13 protein-coding genes are annotated in these 15830 nt (G+C 73.8%); 3 read left to right on the top strand and 10 right to left on the bottom strand.

Translation table 11 applies throughout. The features are described from left to right. Positions 1–16 precede the first annotated feature (16 nt). From OG373_RS23900 to hutU, 8 genes are all read right to left on the bottom strand, one after another. Positions 17–1315, bottom strand: coding sequence for a hypothetical protein (locus OG373_RS23900; protein ID WP_405440191.1), 1299 nt, complete (start codon positions 1313–1315; stop codon positions 17–19). Positions 1316–1329: 14 nt separating this feature from the next. After that, positions 1330–2430 (bottom strand): hypothetical protein, encoded by a 1101-nt coding sequence (locus OG373_RS23895; RefSeq protein WP_405440190.1) that lies wholly within the window; start codon positions 2428–2430, stop codon positions 1330–1332. After that, a complete protein-coding gene (locus OG373_RS23890) occupies positions 2427–3431 on the bottom strand; it encodes a hypothetical protein (RefSeq protein ID WP_405440189.1) in 1005 nt (334 codons plus the stop codon). The genes OG373_RS23895 and OG373_RS23890 overlap by 4 nt, the downstream gene beginning before the upstream one ends. A 16-nt stretch (positions 3432–3447) precedes the next feature. After that, on the bottom strand, positions 3448–4131 hold the full coding sequence (locus OG373_RS23885) for an LPXTG cell wall anchor domain-containing protein (RefSeq protein ID WP_405440188.1): 684 nt from the start codon (positions 4129–4131) through the stop codon (positions 3448–3450). A 113-nt stretch (positions 4132–4244) separates the two neighbouring features. Then, positions 4245–5423 carry an imidazolonepropionase gene (gene hutI, locus OG373_RS23880; RefSeq protein ID WP_405440187.1) on the bottom strand — a complete coding sequence of 393 codons (1179 nt, stop codon included), beginning with the start codon at positions 5421–5423 and terminating at the stop codon, positions 4245–4247. Between the two features lie 193 nt (positions 5424–5616). Then, positions 5617–6957 carry a formimidoylglutamate deiminase gene (locus OG373_RS23875; RefSeq protein WP_405440186.1) on the bottom strand — a complete coding sequence of 447 codons (1341 nt, stop codon included), beginning with the start codon at positions 6955–6957 and terminating at the stop codon, positions 5617–5619. Next, positions 6948–8138: an allantoate amidohydrolase gene (locus OG373_RS23870; protein ID WP_405444178.1), complete on the bottom strand. Its 1191-nt coding sequence runs from the start codon at positions 8136–8138 to the stop codon at positions 6948–6950. Before OG373_RS23870 ends, OG373_RS23875 begins: the two co-directional genes overlap by 10 nt. A 23-nt stretch (positions 8139–8161) precedes the next feature. Next, entirely contained in the window at positions 8162–9847 is a 1686-nt protein-coding gene (gene hutU / locus OG373_RS23865; protein WP_189971127.1) for a urocanate hydratase, read from the bottom strand. Between the two features lie 104 nt (positions 9848–9951). Here hutU and OG373_RS23860 point away from each other — a divergent pair, with 104 nt between their 5' ends. Further along, the gene (locus OG373_RS23860) at positions 9952–11334 is read left to right on the top strand and encodes a diaminopimelate decarboxylase (RefSeq protein ID WP_405440185.1); all 1383 of its coding nucleotides are present in this window, start codon (positions 9952–9954) and stop codon (positions 11332–11334) included. Between the two features lie 61 nt (positions 11335–11395). Here the strand turns inward: OG373_RS23860 and OG373_RS23855 are convergent, their stop codons facing one another. Next, entirely contained in the window at positions 11396–12238 is an 843-nt protein-coding gene (locus OG373_RS23855; RefSeq protein WP_405440184.1) for a MurR/RpiR family transcriptional regulator, read from the bottom strand. A 140-nt stretch (positions 12239–12378) separates the two neighbouring features. Between OG373_RS23855 and OG373_RS23850 the strand changes: the two genes are divergently transcribed. Further along, on the top strand, positions 12379–12762 hold the full coding sequence (locus OG373_RS23850; protein WP_405440183.1) for a hypothetical protein: 384 nt from the start codon (positions 12379–12381) through the stop codon (positions 12760–12762). 500 nt (positions 12763–13262) lie between these two features. Here OG373_RS23850 and OG373_RS23845 read toward each other — a convergent pair whose 3' ends face one another. Further along, positions 13263–14645 carry a cystathionine beta-synthase gene (locus OG373_RS23845; protein ID WP_189971540.1) on the bottom strand — a complete coding sequence of 461 codons (1383 nt, stop codon included), beginning with the start codon at positions 14643–14645 and terminating at the stop codon, positions 13263–13265. Positions 14646–14773: 128 nt separating this feature from the next. On the opposite strand from OG373_RS23845, the gene OG373_RS23840 reads away from it, so the two are divergent. After that, a complete protein-coding gene (locus OG373_RS23840) occupies positions 14774–15772 on the top strand; it encodes an SGNH/GDSL hydrolase family protein (RefSeq protein ID WP_405440182.1) in 999 nt (332 codons plus the stop codon). The last annotated feature ends 58 nt before the right edge of the window (positions 15773–15830 follow it).

The following is a 15830-nucleotide window of genomic DNA, read 5'->3' as shown; positions in this document are numbered from 1 at the left end:
CCGGGCCGTTCGCGTGTCAGCGGGTGCCGCGCAGGCGGCGCCACGGGGTGAACGTGAACACCGCGCCGCCGAGCAGGATCACCGTGCCGGCGACCAGGGCGAGGGCCTTGATGCCGCCTTCGTCCTCCGCGCCGGTCTCGGCGAGGCCGCCGCCCGAGGTGGTGCTGCCGGAGGCCGTCGAGGAACCGGAGCCGCCCGGCTGGGCGGCGGTGTCCAGTTCCAGCGAGACGCCGCTGCTCGTCGCCTTGCAGGGGACGTTGATCGGCGTGGAGCCGGGGGCCATCGTGACGTCGATCGTCAGCTGGTCCGGGCTCAGCGTCACCTTGCCGGACTTCCCCGGCTTGTAGGTGCCGGTCATGTCGCTGAGGCTGACCGGGGCCTTGTCCGGGATCGGCTCGGCGTTGGCCGGGCCGGAGACCTTGACCGTGCCGCTGTCCGCCCCGCCGAGCTTCACGTCCATCGAGGGCTTGAGGGCTCCCGCGGGCAGGGCCATGGGCGCCGCCATCGCGCCCTTGGCGGTCTTGACCGTCAGGTCGTAGCTGCCGCCGTTCTTCTTGGCGTTGACCGTGACCGGGGTCTTGATGCCGCCCGGGACGACCGGCCCGCAGTCGAAGGCCACCTCGACCGCCTTGCCCGGGAAGTCGGTCTGGCCGCCTCCGCCGCCGGTGGAGCCGCCCGAGGTCGATCCGCCCGTGGTGGTACCGCCGGTGGTGGAGCCGCCCGTGGTCGTACCGCCGGTCGTGGTCGTGCCACCGGTCGTCGTGCCACCCGTCGTCGTACCACCGCTGGAGCCGGCCGACACGTCGATGGTGGCCCCGATGCCCACGGCGCCGGTCGGCGCGCACTTGGTGACGAACGTGCCGAAGGAGAAGGTGACCGCCACGTCGTACTTGCCGGGGGTCAGCGTGATCTTCCCGGCCTTGGTGAGCTTCAGCTTGCCCTTCATCACGGACATCTGCATGGGCGCCTTCTTCGGGATCGGCGGGTTCTTCTTCTCCCCGACGACCTTCAGCTCACCGCCACCGCCGCCCACGGTGATCCAGCCGGTGGGCTGGACCGCGTCCTGCGGGATGTCCATCAGGTCCGTGTTGTTCGAGGCCGGCTTCACCGTCTCCCAGGACACGTCGACCTCGTCGCCGACCTTCGCCGAGGCCGGCGCGGTGACCTTGGCGGTGGTCTCGCCCTCCACCGGGCTGCCGCCCCCGGCCGGGGGAACGCACTTGACGTTGAACTTGGTCTCCGCGGCCTGGGCGGGGGTCGTTCCGATGGCGATACCGGCGCCGCCGAGCAGCAGCGCGATCACGACCGCGCTCACCCTCCGTTGGGTTTTCACGAATGTCCCTTCGTCGTCGAACGGTTCTCAGACGGTGCGGACGCCTGTGGTGCTGTGCCCGGCGCGCTGTCCGGGGTGAACCACGGCAGGTTCGCCGTGGTGGTCTGGGGGGACCGCTCCGCGCGGTCGGAGCGCGGGGCCGGCCCCGGTGGCCGCAGGGCCGGGATCCGCGGCAGCCGGGCCGTCACGGCGGCGGCCGCGTCGGGGAGCCGTACGCCCCGGTGGCGGCCGGCGGCGGGCGCGGCGCGCGGCCGGACCCGGTCGACGACGGCCATGCCGATACGGAAGACCGCGGCCGGGATCACCAGCAGGAGCAGGCCCCAGAAGAGCAGCACCCCGTACGGGCGGTCCACGCCCCAGGGCTGCGTGGCCACGACGGTCTCGCCGTACTTGAGGGAGATCGTGTAGTCGCCGTGGGCGCCCGCGGCGAGGGCGACGTCGAGCGCGATCTCCGCCTTGCCCCCGGGCGCGATGGTGCCCTTCCAGCGGGCCTCCTCCCACAGCGGGGCGAACACCCCGTGCGCGGTGCCGAGCTGGAAGACCGGGTCCTTGACCGGGACCGGGCCGAGGTTGCCGACGGTGACCTTGAACTTCCGGGCGGGCGGGGCGCCGAACCAGGTCAGTACTCCGTCCTCGCCCTCCAGCCGGACTCCGGTGAGCATCGCGAGGCGGGCCGTGCCGGATTCGGCGGGCAGCTCGGCGACCGGGTGGTCGGTGATCTTCAGCGGGGTCGCGACGGTGGACCGGTCGCCGTTGACGGAGGTGACGTTGACGATGCAGGGGCAGGGCTTGGGCGGCGCCACCACGGGCAGCTGCGCGGTGAAGCTCCCGTCGGCGGCGACCGAGACGGCGGCGCCGTCGGCGTTGGCGCAGCTGTTGGTGCCGCCGATCATGTTCTGCCCGCAGACCAGCAGCATCACCAGCGTCCTGGCCGGCCAGCCCGTACCGGTGACGGTGATCCCGGTGCCCTTGGCGGCCTCCTGGAGCGACAGCGCCACGGCCGGCCTGCCCTCGGCCGCTGTGGCCGGACCCGCGGGGAACAGGGCGAGGGCGCACACCGCCAGCCCCGCGGCCAGCAGGGCTCCGACTCTTCTCACCTGGCGGCTCCCGTCAGTTCGTGGTGCGGTGCAGGGGTCGTCGGTCCGGCCTCGGGCGGCCCCTCCGGCGCCGGGCCCGGTTCGGAACGCCGGCCGCGTACGAGGTACAGCGCGGCAGCGGTGGTCGCGCCGAGGACGAGCAGACCGGCGCCGGTCCGGCCGGGAAGGCCGACGGGGACCAGCCAGCGCGAACCACCGGCCTTCCCGACGGCGCCGCCGGGGGCGGTCACGGTGACGGTGACGCGGACCCGGTCGAGGGCCGGGGCGCCGGGCCAGGGCTCGGTGAGCTCCACCCGCTGCCCGGGCAGCAGTTCCAGCGGCAGGGTGCGGGCGCGGGGCGGGGCGGGCGCGTCACCGAAGAGGGCGTCGGCCCGGATGCGGAGTTCGGGGGCGAGGGCCACGTTCCCCCGGTTGACGAGGGTGTAGGCGACGACGGCGGACCGGCCCCGGCCGCGTACGGCGACGTCCTCGACCGTGAGGGCGGCCAGGGTGGGACCGCCGACCCGCAGGTGGACCCGTACGGCGACCTCGCGGCCCGCCTCGGTGGCGACCACGGCGGCGGGGTGGTCGCCGGGCGGGGACGCGGGCGGCACGGTGAGCGTGAAGGGGACCACGGCGCGGGTGCGGGGCGGGACCGTCACGGTGGTGGCGGTCCCGAAGCTGATCCAGGAGCCGGCCCCGGAGGTGGCGGGGGCGGCGGCGGTGGCCGGGCGGACCGCGAGGGCGCCGTCGGCGGTGTTGTAGGCGTCGGCCCCGCGCAGCGCGAGGGTGCGCTCCCGGTCGGTGCTGTTGACCAGGGCGAGGCGGTCCTCCAGCACGGTGCCGGGGGCGCCCGCGAGGTAGAAGTACGGGCGGACGGCGGCGGCCGTTCCCGCCGCGGGCTCGGCGGTCCAGCCCGGCTCGTCGGCGGCCGCGGGGGGCGCCGGAGCCGCGTACAACGCGGCCGCAGCGGCGAGCAGGAGCACGGCGCCGGCGCGCCTCAGGGTGTGGAGCACGGGCATGACCGGGGTGCTCCGTTCAGGACCGGGCCCGCTGGCCGCGCCGGGTCAGCCAGAGCACTCCGGCGGCACCGGAGAGCAGCACGGTGGCGCCGAGGGTGCCGAGGGCGAGGGCGGAGTCGGTGGGCCCGGTCTGCGGGAGGGTGTCGCCGGTGGTGTCGGCGCCGGCGGCGGACTGCGTGCCCGCGCCGCCGGGCGCCGTGACGTCCAGCTCCAGCGAGGGCTTCGGGCTGTTGCCGGGGGTGCAGGTGGTCGTGGTGCTCATCGCCATGATGGTGAGCACACCGGCGGTGAAGGTGACCTTGCCGCTCTTCCTGGGCGTGTAGGTGCCCGAGAGGTCGGTGATCCTGATGGGTGTGTCGGGCGGTACGGCCTCGGGGTTGGGCGGACCCGAGACCGGTACGGACACCTTCTCGGCGCCGTCGACGAGGATGACGGCGCTGGGGTTCATCGCGCCCTTGCCCAGCTCGATGGGGCTGGACGAGACGCCCTTCTGGAACGACATCGTCAGCTTGTAGCCGTCGCCCTCCTTGACGGCCTTGATGTCGATGGGCGACACCGCCGACTTGTCCCCGATCGGGGTCTTGCAGTCGTAGGCCACGTCGACGACGGCGGCACGGGCCGCGGGGGCGGTGAGCAGCACCGCCGTTCCGGCCAGCGCGGAGGCCAGCGCGAGCGCGGTGGAGCGTTTGCGGTCGGACACCTTCGTCTTCCCCTCGGGCCACAGATAACTGACGGGACATCAGATCGGTGGCTCAAGGTACGCCCGGGGTCTTACGGAGGGAAGACAAAGGACAACCCGGGATTGACCGTTCGTCAGTGCACGCGGCGGCCCCGCTGCCAGACGGTGGAAACGAGCGGGACGCCCGGCCGGTAGGCGAGGTGGACGTGGCTCGGGGCGTCCAGCAGGGCCAGGTCGGCGCGGGCGCCCGGGGCCAGCCGGCCGATGTCGTCGCGGCGCAGGGCGCGGGCACCGCCGGCGGTGGCCGACCAGAGGGCCTCGTCGGGGGTCATGCGCATGTCGCGGACGGCGAGCGCGATGCAGAACGGCATCGAACTCGTGTAGGAGGAGCCGGGGTTGCAGTCCGTGGACAGGGCGACGGTCGCCCCCGCGTCGATCAGGCGCCGGGCGTCGGGCCACTGGGCCCGGGTGGAGAACTCGGCGCCGGGCAGCAGGGTGGCGACGGTGGTGCCGGCGGCCTGGGCGAGGGCGTCGACGTCGGCGTCGGTGAGGTGGGTGCAGTGGTCGGCGGAGGCCGCTTCGAGCTCGACGGCGAGCTGGACGCCGGGCCCGTGGGAGAGCTGGTTGGCGTGCACGCGCGGGATCAGTCCGGCGGCGGCGCCGGCGGTGAGGATCGCGCGGGCCTGGTCGCCGTCGAAGGCGCCCCTCTCGCAGAAGACGTCCACCCAGCGGGCGTACGGGGCGCAGGCCGCCAGCATCTCGCCGGTGACGAGGCCGACGTAGCCGGCCGGGTCCTCGGCGTAGTCGGGGGAGACGATGTGCGCGCCGAGGTAGGTGACCTCCTCGGTGTGCGCGGCGGCGATGCGCAGGGCGCGGGCCTCGTCGGCGACGGTGAGGCCGTAGCCGGACTTGGTCTCGAAGGTGGTGGTGCCCTGGCGGCGGGCCTCGTCGAGGTGGCGCACCAGGTTGGCCTCCAGCTCCGCGTCGGTGGCGGCGCGGGTGGCGGCGACGGTGGTGCGGATGCCTCCGGCGGAGTAGGCGCGGCCCGACATCCGGGCGTTGAACTCCTGGGTGCGGTCGCCGGCGAAGACGAGGTGCGAGTGGGAGTCGACGAAGCCGGGGATGACGGCCCGGCCCTGCGCGTCGAAGCTCTCGTCCGCGGCCGGGGCCTTGGCGGCGGGGCCGACCCAGGCGACGGTCTCGCCGTCGATGACGACGGCGGCGTTCTCGATCAGGCCGAGGGGGGAGCCGTCGCCTGCGGCGGGGTCGTTGGTGACGAGGCTGCCGATGTTGGTGATGCAGGTGGTGGTCATGGGGTTCCTCTCAGAGGGTTCGCTCCCCCACCCCGCCCTTTCGCCGTTTCCTGGGGCTCCGCCCGGACCCCGGTCCTCAAACGCCGGACGGGCTGAAATCAGCCCCGCCGGCGTTTGAGGCGCGGGTCCGGGCGGAGCCCGGGAAACGGTGAAAGGGCGGGGTGGGGGAGAAGGCCCGCCGCAGGCGGCTCGGTCAGGAGCGGAGGGCTGCGATCGATTCGGCCAGGGCCGATGCGACGTCCGGCACCAGGGTGTGGGCGCCGTCGCGGACGATATGCCGGCCGCCGACCACCGTGTGGCGGACGTCCGAGGCGGTGGCGGCGAAGACCGCCGTCTCGGCGCCGAGCCGCGGCAGCGGACCGGCCGTGCGTACGGAGTCCAGCGCGATCGTGGTGAAGTCCGCCAGCGCGCCCGCCTCCAGGCGGCCCGCGTCCGGGCGTCCGAGGGCGGCGTGGCCGTCCTCGGTGGCGGCGGTGAGCAGGGCGTTCGCCGTCCAGTGCCCCCGGGTGCGGCTGCGCAGCCGCTCGTTCAGCTCCATCGCGCGGGCCTCTTCGAGCAGGTCGATCACGGCGTGGCTGTCGCTGCCCAGGGACAGCGGGCTGCCCGCCTGCTGGAGACGGGTCGCCGGGCCGATGCCGTCCGCGAGGTCGCGTTCGGTGGTGGGGCACATGCAGGTGCCGGTGGTGGTCCCGCCGAGGAGGGCGATGTCCACGTCGGTGAGGTGCGTGTTGTGCACGCCGGTGGTGCGCGGGCCGAGCACTCCGTGGTCGGCCAGCAGCTGGGTCGGGGTGCGCCCGTGGGCGGCCAGGCAGGCGTCGTTCTCGGCGGTCTGCTCCGAGAGGTGGACGTGCAGGGGCGCCCGGTGCTCCTCGGCCCAGCGGGCGACGGTGGCCAGTTCGGCGGCCGGTACGGCGCGGACCGAGTGGATGGCGGCGCCGATCAGGGCGTGCTCACGCGGCTTCAGCGCGCTCGCGCGCTCCGCCCAGGCCTCGGCGGTGCCGTCGGAGAAGCGCAGCTGGTGGCTGTTGGGGGCCTCCCCGAAGCCGGAGGACAGGTACGCCGTGTCCAGCAGGGTGATGCGGATGCCGGCCGCGGCGGCGGCCTCGATCAGGGCCTCGCCCATGGCGTTCGGGTCGGCGTACGCGGCGCCGCCGGGCGCGTGGTGGACGTAGTGGAACTCGCCGACGTTGGTGATGCCGGCCAGCGCCATCTCGGCGTAGACGGCGCGGGCGAGCGCGAAGTAGCTCTCGGGCGTGAGGTTCTGGGCGACCTTGTACATGAGGTCGCGCCAGGTCCAGAAGGTGCCCGAGCCGACCTGGACGGTGCCCCGCAGGGCCCGGTGGAAGGCGTGGCTGTGCGCGTTGGCCAGGCCCGGGAGCGTCAGGCCGCGCAGCACCTGCGCCCCGGGCGGCGGGCTGCTCACGCCGGTGCGCAGGGCGCCGATCCGGCCCTCCGCGGTGACCTCCAGGGCGACGCCCGGCTCGACGTGGGTGCCGAGCCAGGCGTGCTCCAGCCAGTACGTCGTCAGCGACATGCCAGGCCTTCCAGTACGTCGGCGAGGGCGAGGACGCCTGCCACGCAGTCGTCCTCGGCGGCGAACTCCCGCGGGGAGTGGGAGACGCCGGTCGGGTTCCGTACGAACAGCATCGCGGTCGGGACGGCGGCGGAGAGGATTCCGGCGTCGTGTCCCGCCCCGGTCCCGAGGACGGGGACCGAACCGCCCAGGATCCGGTTCATCTCGTCGCGCAGGGCGTGCTCGAACTCGACGACCGGGGTGAAGGACTCCCGGACGATGCCGAGGTCGATGCCGTCCTGGTCGGCGCGCTCGCGGGCGGCCTTCTCGATGGCGGTGACGACCGTGTCGAGGGTGGCCTGGTCGGCGGCCCGGGAGTCGAGCCAGCCGCGCACCAGCGAGGGGATGGCGTTGACCCCGTTGGGCTCGACCGAGATCTTCCCGAAGGTGGCCACGGCCCCGGCGAGGGCCGCCTCGGTGCGCGCCGCCAGCACGGTCGCCGCGTAGGTGAGCATCGGGTCGCGGCGGTCGACCAGCCGGGTGGTGCCGGCGTGGTTGGCCTCGCCCCGGAAGTCGAACCGCCAGCGGCCGTGCGGCCAGATCGCGGAGGCGATGCCGACCCGGTCCCCGGACAGGTCCAGGGCCCGGCCCTGCTCCACGTGCAGCTCGACGAAGGCGCCGATGCGGCCGAGGCGTTCGGGGTCGGCCCCGATGGTCTCGGGGTCGTAGCCGGCGGCCTCCATGGCCCGGGGCAGGGGGATGCCGTCGGCGTCGCGCAGCTCGTACGCCTTCTCCTTGGTCAGCTGCCCGGCGGCGAGCCGGGAGCCGACGCAGGCGAGCCCGAAGCGGGCGCCCTCCTCGTCACCGAAGTTGGTGATGGCCAGCGGCCGGGAGAACTCCACGCCCCTCCTGCGGAGTTCGTCCAGGGCCGCGAAGGAGGACACCACCCCGAGGGGGCCGTCGAAGGCCCCGCCGTCGGGGACGGAGTCCAGGTGGGAGCCGGTGACCACGGCGTCCCCCGCGAGGGGGTCGCCGAGCCAGGCCCACTGGTTGCCGTTGCGGTCGGTCTCGTACGTGAGCCCGCGCGCCTCGGCCTGCTCCTGGAACCAGGTCCGGCAGTCGGCGTCGGCCCCGGTCCAGGCGTAGCGGCGGTATCCGCCGGTGTCGGCGTTCCGGCCGATGGGCGCGAGCTCGGCCCACATGCTGTGGAACGATGCGGCCTCGCTCACGCGTCGTCGCCCTCACGCATGGGGACGCGGACGCCGCGCTCGTCGGCCACCGACTCGGCGATGTCGTAGCCGGCGTCGACGTGGCGGATGACGCCCATGCCCGGGTCGTTGGTGAGGACGCGGCGGATCTTCTCGCCGGCGAGCGGGGTGCCGTCGGCGACGGTGACCTGGCCCGCGTGGATCGAGCGGCCCATGCCGACGCCGCCACCGTGGTGGATGGAGACCCAGGAGGCGCCGGAGGCCACGTTGACCATGGCGTTGAGCAGCGGCCAGTCGGCGATCGCGTCGGAGCCGTCGAGCATGGCCTCGGTCTCGCGGTACGGGGAGGCCACCGAGCCGCAGTCGAGGTGGTCACGGCCGATGACCAGCGGCGCGGCGAGGGTGCCGTCGGCCACCATCTCGTTGAAGCGCTCGCCGGCCTTGTCGCGCTCGCCGTAGCCGAGCCAGCAGATGCGCGCGGGCAGGCCCTGGAAGTGGACGCGCTCGCCCGCCATCTTGATCCAGCGGTGCAGGGACTCGTTCTCGGGGAAGAGCTCCAGCATCGCCTTGTCGGTCTTGTGGATGTCCGAGGCCTCGCCGGACAGCGCCGCCCAGCGGAAGGGGCCCTTGCCCTCGCAGAACAGCGGGCGGATGTAGGCGGGGACGAAGCCGGGGAAGGCGAAGGCGCGGTCGTAGCCGGCCAGCTGGGCCTCGCCGCGGATGGAGTTGCCGTAGTCGAAGACCTCGGCGCCGGCGTCCATGAAGCCGACCATGGCCTCGACGTGCTTGGCCATCGACTCGCGGGCGCGGGTGGTGAAGCCGGCCGGGTCCTTGGCGGCGTAGGAGGCCATGTCGTCGAAGTCGACGCCGACGGGCAGGTACGCGAGCGGGTCGTGGGCCGAGGTCTGGTCGGTCACGATGTCGATCGGGGCGCCCTCGGCGAGCATCTGCGGGAGCAGCTCGGCGGCGTTGCCGAGCAGGCCGATGGAGAGCGGCTTGCGGGCGTCGCGGGCCTCCACGGCCAGCTGGAGGGCGTGGCGCAGGTTGTCGGCCTTGACGTCCAGGTAGCGGTGCTCGATGCGGCGGTCGATGGCGCGCGGGTCGACGTCGATGCAGATCGCGACGCCGTCGTTCATCGTCACGGCCAGCGGCTGGGCGCCGCCCATGCCGCCGAGGCCGGCGGTGAGGGTGATGGTGCCGGCGAGGGTGCCGTTGACCCCTCCCTTACCGATTGAATGCAGCTTGGCGGCGACGGCGGCGAAGGTCTCGTAGGTGCCCTGGAGGATGCCCTGCGTGCCGATGTAGATCCAGGACCCGGCGGTCATCTGGCCGTACATGGTCAGGCCCAGGTGCTCCAGGCGGCGGAACTCCTCCCAGTTGGCCCAGTCGCCGACCAGGTTGGAGTTGGCGAGCAGGACGCGCGGCGCCCACTCGTGCGTCTGCATCACGCCGACCGGGCGGCCGGACTGGACCAGCATGGTCTCGTCCTGCTTGAGGGTCTGCAGGGTGCGCACCATGGCGTCGTACGAGCGCCAGTCACGGGCGGCCTTGCCGGTGCCGCCGTAGACGACCAGCTTGTCGGGGTGCTCGGCGACCTCGGGGTCGAGGTTGTTCTGGAGCATCCGCAGCGCGGCCTCCTGCTGCCATCCCAGGGTGCTGAGGTCGGTGCCTCGCGCGGCACGTACGGGGCGGGGTCCTGACATGGCGGTGCCTCCTCCGATGTTGGTCAATCTATTCACATCCTCGCGCCCTGAATAGATTCAGTCAACAGCTGCGGTCGGCCCCGTCGAATGATGGGATGGCCGACATGGCTGCACACACGGAGCGCGAGGGCGCCGTCGAGGCCGCCGCCGAGAGCGCCGCCGCGCGCCGGGACCTGGCCGTACGGGCCGCCGTCGCGCAGGGCCTCGTGGGCGGGGCCGACGCCGCGGAGCCGCTGACCTGCCTGCTGGACATCGCCGGGATCCGGGCCTCCGCCGCCGCCCTGACCGGTGCCTTCGCCGCCGCAGCGGCCCCCGGCACCCCCGTCCTGCACGCCTTCGCCGTCAAGGCCGCCCCGCTCGTGCCGGTCCTGCGGCTGCTCGCCGACGCCGGACTCGGCTGCGAGGTGGCCAGCCCCGGCGAGCTGGCGCTGGCCCGGGCGGCGGGGGTCCCCGCGGCCCGGACCGTCCTGGACTCCCCCGCCAAGACGGTGGCCGAGCTGCGCGAGGCCCTGGCCCTGGGCATCGCCCTCAACGCCGACAACCCGCAGGAGCTGGCCCGCCTCGACGCGCTCGTCGCGGCGGCGACCGCGCCCACCACGACCCCGATCGGCCTGCGGATCAACCCGCAGACCGGCGCCGGGGCCATCGACGCCCTGTCCACGGCGACCGCGACCTCGAAGTTCGGGATCGCGCTGCGCGACCCCGGCGCGCGCGACTGGCTCGTACGGGCCTACCTGGACCGGCCGTGGCTCACCCGCCTGCACGTCCACTCGGGCTCCCAGGGCGTCCCCCTGCCCCTGATCGCCGAAGGCGTACGGGAACTGCACGCGCTGGCCGAGGAGATCAACGCGGCGGCCGGGCGGCGCCAGGTCGACACCCTCGACATCGGCGGCGGCCTGCCGGTGAACTTCGCCTCGGACGAGGAGACCCCCACCCACGCGCAGTACGTGGCCGCCCTGCGCGAGGCGGCCCCTGCCCTCTTCGACGGCTCGTACGGCCTGGTCACGGAGTTCGGCCGGTCCCTGCTGGCCAAGCACGGCCTGGTGCTGGCCCGCGTCGAGTACACCAAGACCAGCGGCTCCCGGCCCATCGCGCTCACCCACGCCGGGGTCCAGCTGGCGACCCGCACCGCGTACGCGCCGGCGGCCTGGCCGGTGCGGATCCTGCCGTACGACGCGAAGGGCGCCCCGAGGACCGGCGACCCGGTGCCCCAGGACATCGCGGGCCCGGCCTGCTTCGCGGGGGACCTGCTGGCCACGGCGCGCGAGCTGCCGCGGCTCGCCCCCGGCGACCTGATCGGCGTCCCGGACACCGGCGCGTACTTCTTCACGGCCCACTACGGCTACAACAGCCTGCCCCGCCCGGCGATCCACGGCTTCGCGCTCACGCCGTCGGGCGAGGTCCGCTTCCGCCTCGTGCGCCCGGCGCAGGACGTGCCGTCGATCGTCGCGGAGGCGGGCGGGGACTTCCGCGACGCCCTGCTGTAGCCCCGGGGTTCCGCCCCGCACCCCGCGCCTCGAAGGCCGGCGAGGCTGTCCTCTCCCCGGCTCACTCCACGAAGAGGCCCCGCGCCGCGGCCCGCGCGTCGAAGGCCTCCAGCCGCGCCTGCGCGTCCGGCAGCGCGTCCGCCATCGACTCCAGCAGCACGCGCCCCAACAGCATCGGCGCGCACGCCGTGTCGAAGGCCAGCCCGGTGCCGACCTGCGCCGGGATCAGCAGGTCCGAGTGACGGGCCACGGGGGCGAAGGCCGAGTCGGCGACCGTGACCACGGTCAGACCGGCCGCCCGCGAGCGTTCCAGCGTCTCCACGACCTCCCGGGGGTGCCGGGGCAGCGCGAAGCACAGCAGGGCCGTTGCGCCCTCGTAGCGCGCCGCGTCGATGCGGTCCTCCAGCATCGTGCCACCCTCGTCGAGGAGCCGTACGTCCGGGTGGACCTTCGACGCGAAGTACGCGAACCCGCGCGCCTGCGACGAGGCCGCCCGCAGCCCGAGCACCAGCAGCGGCGTCGAGGCGGCGAGCAGCCGGCCGGCCTCCTGGACCGGCGCGGGATCCGCGAGCATGGCCGCCAGCTGCCGCAGGTTCTCGATCTCGCCGAGGACGGCCTGCTGGTATTCGTTGTACGAGTCCTCGTGCGCGGCCTCGGGCCGCTCGGCCGGGGCCACCTCGCGCAGGTGGCGGCGCAGCGCGGGATATCCGTCGAAGCCGAGCGCCACGGCGAACCGGGTCACCGAGGGCTGGCTCACCCCGGCCAGTTCGGCCAGCTCGACGCTCGACAGGAAGGGCACCTCCGCCGCCCCGCGCACCATGCAGTGCGCGATCCGCCGCTGGGTCGGCGTCAGCCGGTGCCCCTCGAACAGCTTCTGCAGCCGCGCGGCCGGGCTGTCACTCATCCCGTCCCCTCCGTCCCGGTGAGTTATTCAGACACGGAGCACTCTGCATGCGGTTATGCAGCGGGGCAAGCCGTGCCCGCGATGCGGATACGGGGGACAGCCCCAGTGCCGGGACCCGCGGAGGTTCCTACGGTGGGGGCATGGACGCCCACACCCAAGAGCTGAAGAAGGAATTCGACGCGACGATGGACGCCCGGCGCGAGCTGGGCCCGGAGTACGAGGCCGCGCTGGTGGACTCGTTCGTCGAGAAGGTCGACACCCAGGTCCGGCGCCGCCTCGCGGAGGAACGCCTGGCCGCGGCCCGCGGCGACGCCCGGACGCCGTCCACCGCCCCGGGGGACGGGAACTTCGGCGAACGCTTCGGCTTCGCGATCATCACACTGGTGCTGGCGATCCCGCTGTCGGCCATCGCCGCCGCACAGGCGCGGCTGCCGGGGCTGATCGTCGCCTGGGCGGGCATCGTGGGCGTGAACTTCATCCATGCCCATCGCCTCCGGCGCGGCGGGGCGGACCCGCGGGACTGACGCCGGTCCCGCCGCCGCACGGGCGAGTGAGCCGAAGGGGCGCGACGGGGAGTGAGGGCGAACGCGCGGAGGAAACCGTGAGGCACGAGCGGTTTTCGAGCACGTACGCCGTCACGAGCCGGCAAGAGGCGCCCCGGAGGCGAACCGAGCCCCGAAAAAGGGATTGCGCGGGGACCGCCGCACCCTCGGTTGCCCGAGGGGCGGGACGACGGCGGTCCCCGCGAAGGACACGGCCGGGTCAGGGCCGTCCGCGTCCGTGGCGTACGCGCGGTCCGGGAGCCGCTCCGGAGGTACGCACACGCCGTTCCGTGGTGCCGGCCGGGTTCCGGTCTCCCGGACTTCCCTGCCGACAACCACCACTGTGCCGGAGCCGTGTTAAGCGGGTGCTGCCGTCACGTGTCATGCCCGTACCGTTTGCGCGAAGGCCGCGCCACGGACCGGGTGCCCGGGGCCGGAGGCGGGCCGCGGGCCCGCTCCCCGTCCCCCGGGCGGGCCGCAGGCTACTTGGCGGCCTTGGCCAGGAAGGCCAGCAGGTCCTGACGGCTCACCACACCGGTGGGCTTGCCCTCGACCAGCACGATCGCCGCGTCCGCCTCGCCGAGCACCGCCATCAGCTCGGACACCGGCTCGCCGGAGCCCACCTGCGGCAGCGGGGAGCTCATGTGCTTCTCCAGCGGGTCGGTCAGCGAGGCCCGCTGGGCGAACAGCGCCGCCAGCAGCTCCTTCTCGACCACGGAGCCGATGACCTCGGCGGCCATCACGTCCGGGTGACCGGCGCCCGGCTTGACGATCGGCATCTGCGAGACGCCGTACTCGCGCAGGACCTCGATGGCCTCGCCGACGGTCTCCTCGGGGTGCATGTGGACGAGGGACGGGATGCCGCCCTCCTTGTCGTTCAGCACGTCACCGATGCGCGCGGCGGGGCCGGCCTCCTCCAGGAAGCCGTGTCCCGCCATCCACTCGTCGCTGAAGATCTTGCTGAGGTAGCCGCGGCCGCTGTCCGGCAGCAGGACGACGACGACGTCGTCCGGGCCGAGGCCCTCGGCGGCCTTGAGCGCGGCGACGACGGCCATGCCGCAGGAGCCGCCGACGAGCAGGCCCTCCTCCTTGGCGAGGCGGCGGGTCATCTGGAACGAGTCCTTGTCGGACACCGCGATGATCTCGTCGGTGACGTCCGGGTCGTAGGCGGTCGGCCAGAAGTCCTCGCCGACACCTTCGACGAGGTACGGACGCCCGGAGCCGCCGGAGTAGACCGAGCCCTCGGGGTCGGCCCCGATGACCTTGACCTTCCCGCCGCTGACCTCCTTGAGGTAGTTGCCGGTACCGGAGATCGTGCCGCCGGTGCCGACGCCCGCGACGAAGTGGGTGATCTTCCCGTCCGTCTGGTCCCACAGCTCGGGGCCGGTGGTCTCGTAGTGCGAACGGGGGTTGTTCGGGTTGCTGTACTGGTCGGGCTTCCAAGCGCCGGGCTCGCGCGCGAGGCGGTCGGACACGTTGTAGTACGAGTCCGGGTGCTCGGGGTCGACGGCGGTCGGGCAGACCACGACCTCGGCGCCGTACGCGCGCATCACGTTGATCTTGTCCATGGACACCTTGTCAGGGCAGACGAAGATGCACTTGTAGCCCTTCTGCTGGGCCACGATGGCGAGTCCTACACCCGTGTTGCCGCTGGTCGGCTCCACGATGGTGCCGCCGGGCTTGAGGGCTCCGCTCTGCTCGGCGGCCTCGATCATCCGTACGGCGATCCGGTCCTTCACGGATCCACCGGGATTGAAGTACTCGACCTTCGCAAGGACGGTGGCCTGCAGGCCTTCGGTCACACGGTTGAGCTTCACCAGCGGGGTGTTGCCGACGAGGCTGATCATCGAGTCGTGGAATTGCACCATGTTCTCCAAGGAGGGGACTCCACGGGTTCTCCGGGAGGTCCGGCCAGAGTATGCCGAAAGGGATTGGCCGACCGTCCGTACGGGGCAGGTAGGGGTCAATGAGGACCGAGGAGGTGGCCTGAAGGATGTCCAGGGCGAGAACAGCCCGCCGGATCGCGGCGGGGGCAGCGTACGGCGGAGGCGGCCTCGGGCTGGTCGGGGCCGCCACGGTCGGGCTGGTGGTGGCCGAGATGCAGTTCGCCAGGCGGGCGGTCGGATCCGGGCTGCCGGAGCCGCCGCGCGCCGACGGGCTGTACGGGAGCGAGTTCGGCGGGCCGGAGCAGAGCCCGGGCCCCCTGCGCCTGGGCATGCTGGGTGATTCCACGGCCGCCGGGCTGGGCGTACGACGGGCCCGGCAGACGCCGGCGGCCCTGCTGGCCTCCGGCCTGGCGGCGGTGGCGGAGCGGCCGGTGGAGCTGCGCAACGTGGCCCTGTCGGGGGCCATGTCGGACGATCTGGACCGGCAGGTGGGCCTGCTGCTGGACGGCACCGCGCCGCCCCCGGACGTCTGCGTGATCATGATCGGTGCGAACGACGTGACCCGCCGGATGCCGCCGACGCAGTCGGTACGGCTGCTGACCTCGGCCGTCCGCAGGCTGCGCATGGCCGGCGCCGAGGTCGTCGTGGGTACCTGCCCCGACCTCGGCACGATCGAGCCGGTCTACCAGCCGCTGCGCTGGCTGGCCCGCCGGGTCTCGCGCCAGCTGGCCGCCGCGCAGACCATAGGGGTGGTCGCGCTGGGCGCCCGTACGGTCTCCATGGGAGACCTGCTGGGCCCGGAGTTCGCGGCGAACCCCCGCGAGATGTTCGGCCCGGACTCCTACCACCCGTCCGCGGAGGGGTACGCGACCGCCGCCATGGCCGTGCTGCCGACCCTGTGCGCGGCGCTGGGCCTGTGGCCGGAGTCGGACCGGCTGGACGTCTCCCGGGACGAGGACATGCTGCCGGTGGCGAAGGCCGCGTCGGCCGCGGCGGGCCAGGCGGGTACGGAGGTCACGGCGGTCCGTGGCCCCTGGGTCCTGCTCAAGCACCGCCGCAGGCGGCGGGTACCGGCCACGGACCCGGCGCAGACGACCGTCACCTGAGAAGGGCACCGAGGGGGTGCCCGGGGCCGAGTGCGGCCCGTGTCACACGCCCCGGCCG

This window comes from Streptomyces avidinii, assembly GCF_045161815.1.
Lineage (GTDB): Bacteria > Actinomycetota > Actinomycetes > Streptomycetales > Streptomycetaceae > Streptomyces > Streptomyces avidinii.
Note: the sequence above shows the minus strand (reverse complement) of the source record. Positions and strands in the feature narration are given on the sequence as shown.